Consider the following 2,542-nt stretch of genomic DNA (forward strand, 5'->3'; position numbering starts at 1 on the left):
AGTGCTGAATTCACTATCGGCGAAGGTGAGTTGATGGCTCATGATGTCCCTCTGGGATGCGCTCCGGATGAATATGATGATCTCATATCAGGAACTTGTTCGCACCTTCCCTAACTCTGGGGGCAGGTCAGGGAGGATACGTGATCTGATCCTTCAACTCAGCAAAAGTCCGATTTATTCATAGATGGTCGCCTCCTGTTTGCCAAGCTAAATATGTTGTGGTGGCTTTACTGGTCATCGATTGCAGCCATAGATCCGGACTTTGCCGAGGTGATGTAAAATACCTCTGTCCCTGATGGAATACGCTGATGGAGGCCTCTATCAACAAAGCGCTCTTTCAGGAGCCTTGAATAAACCGGGTTTTCCCCATCGCGGTCTGACCTGTCTTGCCATCACTTCATGCTTGCCTGGGCAATCGGTGGTGTTGTTTCTGTCTTACTGATTAAGCAACTTAAGCGCTTATTATTGGTGCACAATACTCCCGCTCTTTGGCCAGGAGCGCCCACACAGTCCGCGCATTCTTGTTAGCCAATGCTACCGAGGCAATGTTGTTATTCCGGCGCGCCATTAGCTGGTTAGCCCAGCTCGATACGGCATCCTGTTTATGTTTGGCCGACTGCAATACCGCCCTGGCACCATGGATAAGCAAGGTCCTCAAATAGGTATCACCTCGCTTGCTTATCCCGAGCAGGACTTGTTTACCCCCACTGGAGTGCTGACGTGGAACCAATCCGAGCCAGGCAGCCAGTTGTCGGCCATTCTCGAAATTGTTGGCTTTACCAATGGTCGCAATCAGCGCGCTGGCGGTAACAGGGCCAATACCAGGGATCTTGCCGATACGCTGGCAGAGAGCATTTTGCCGATAGCACTGCTCAATCTGCTTGTCGAGTGTAGCGATGACATCGAACAGGTACGCCATGTGGTGCTGTAGTAGACTCAGCTGTGTACGAAACAGGACGGGTAACGGGTTATCCGCATCTTCCACGAGCTCAGGTAATCGTCGCTGTAGCTGCTGGATACCTCGGGGGACGACAATGCCAAATTCGGCCAATAACCCCCTGATTTGATTGGCTTGTGCGGTTCGCTGTTTGATGAAGCTCTGACGACTCCGGTGAAGTGCCAATACGGCTTGCTGCTCAGCGGTTTTGACCGGCACGAACCGCATGTTAGGTCGAGTGACGGCTTCACAAATAGCTTCAGCGTCTGCAGCATCATGCTTATTGGTTTTAACATAGGGTTTGACGAACTGAGGGGCCATCAGTTTGACATTATGGCCCATCGATATCAGTTTATTGGCCCAGAAATGAGCAGATGCACAGGCCTCCATGCCGATCAAACAGGGTGGGATGTTGGCAAAAAAGGAGGCCATTTGTGCCCGTCTGAGTTGTTTGTTGAACAACCGTTTTCCGTGCTCGTCAACCCCATGGATCTGGAAAACGTTTTTTGCCAAATCGATTCCAATAGTTTTAACGTTCATGATAGCAGCGCTCCGTTCAATGAGTGACGATTTATCGTCCCACTGTGGCACAAGAGATGGGAGGCGACCATTCCATTAACAAAGCCGTTGGCAGAAATAAAACCGCTAATTTTTTCGCAGGGTGTCGCTAAATGTTTCGCGGCGTAAGCGGTGGTAAATGAAATAGCAACAGGTTCCGTACAACCTAATGCTGGTGCGACTTCTCGCTGTAGCCAGCGAATAAAAAGTGAGGATGCTTGGTCAGACATTATTATGATTCCTGGACGTAAGATGATGAGGAAATATGCTAAGGGAATCGGCAGAAAAAAACTTTCTCAAATAACCCTTTATTTATTAAGGTCTGGAGAAAAATTTTATTTTTAGCCTTATCTAAACATGCAGGTCTGTATGTAAATTAAGTTATTGATTAACAATGACTGTGAAGGGATAGTTTTATACAAAAAAGGGGATTCAGTTATGTCGATCACACGCCGTTAAGGAGAGCATTTTTCTCTTTTGCCGAAATCCTGTCCTGAGGGCGCAAACGTGGAAAGCCCACGCGGTGAGGGGTAACTGTAGATCTGGATCACACTTTTGCGCTATACCGGACGCAACAAGGACTGATTATGAGGTGTGAATATGTCGTCGGTTTATCGCCCACTGGTGAATTTTATCGCCACTGCGATGCAAACGGTTTTGAATCTGGGGCTGCTGTGCCTGGGGATTATCCTGATTGTCTTCCTCGGTAAAGAGACGCTGCATCTGGCCGATGTCCTCTTTACCCCGGAGCCGACCAGTAAGTACCGGCTGGTGGAAGGACTGGTGGTCTACTTTCTCTACTTCGAATTTATCGCGCTGATCGTCAAGTATTTTCAGTCGGGGTTCCACTTCCCGCTGCGCTATTTCGTCTATATCGGCATCACCGCGATTGTGCGTTTGATCATCATCGATCATGAATCGCCGATGGCGGTGCTCATATACTCCGCCGCGATCCTGATCCTGGTGATTACGCTCTGGCTGTGTAACTCCAATCGCCTGAAACGCGAATAAAAAAAAGCGGCCTCCAGGGCCGCTGACCAACAGTCA

2 protein-coding genes and 1 pseudogene are annotated in these 2,542 nt (G+C 49.1%); 1 reads left to right on the plus strand and 2 read right to left on the minus strand.

Translation table 11 applies throughout. The features are described from left to right. Positions 1-451 precede the first annotated feature (451 nt). Together RDN66_RS14010 and RDN66_RS14015 are read right to left on the minus strand one after the other, a co-directional pair. Complete coding sequence (locus RDN66_RS14010; protein WP_001101446.1) at positions 452-1,477, minus strand: IS110 family transposase; 1,026 nt, start codon at positions 1,475-1,477, stop codon at positions 452-454. Positions 1,478-1,545: 68 nt separating this feature from the next. Next, positions 1,546-1,725 (minus strand): annotated as a pseudogene (locus RDN66_RS14015) (serine dehydratase subunit alpha family protein); the annotation flags it as partial. 370 nt (positions 1,726-2,095) lie between these two features. On the opposite strand from RDN66_RS14015, the gene psiE reads away from it, so the two are divergent. Continuing rightward, positions 2,096-2,506: a phosphate-starvation-inducible protein PsiE gene (gene psiE / locus RDN66_RS14020; protein WP_004206282.1), complete on the plus strand. Its 411-nt coding sequence runs from the start codon at positions 2,096-2,098 to the stop codon at positions 2,504-2,506. Positions 2,507-2,542: the final 36 nt, after the last annotated feature.

It is taken from the genome of uncultured Kluyvera sp., assembly GCF_902485085.1.
Lineage (GTDB): Bacteria > Pseudomonadota > Gammaproteobacteria > Enterobacterales > Enterobacteriaceae > Kluyvera > Kluyvera ascorbata.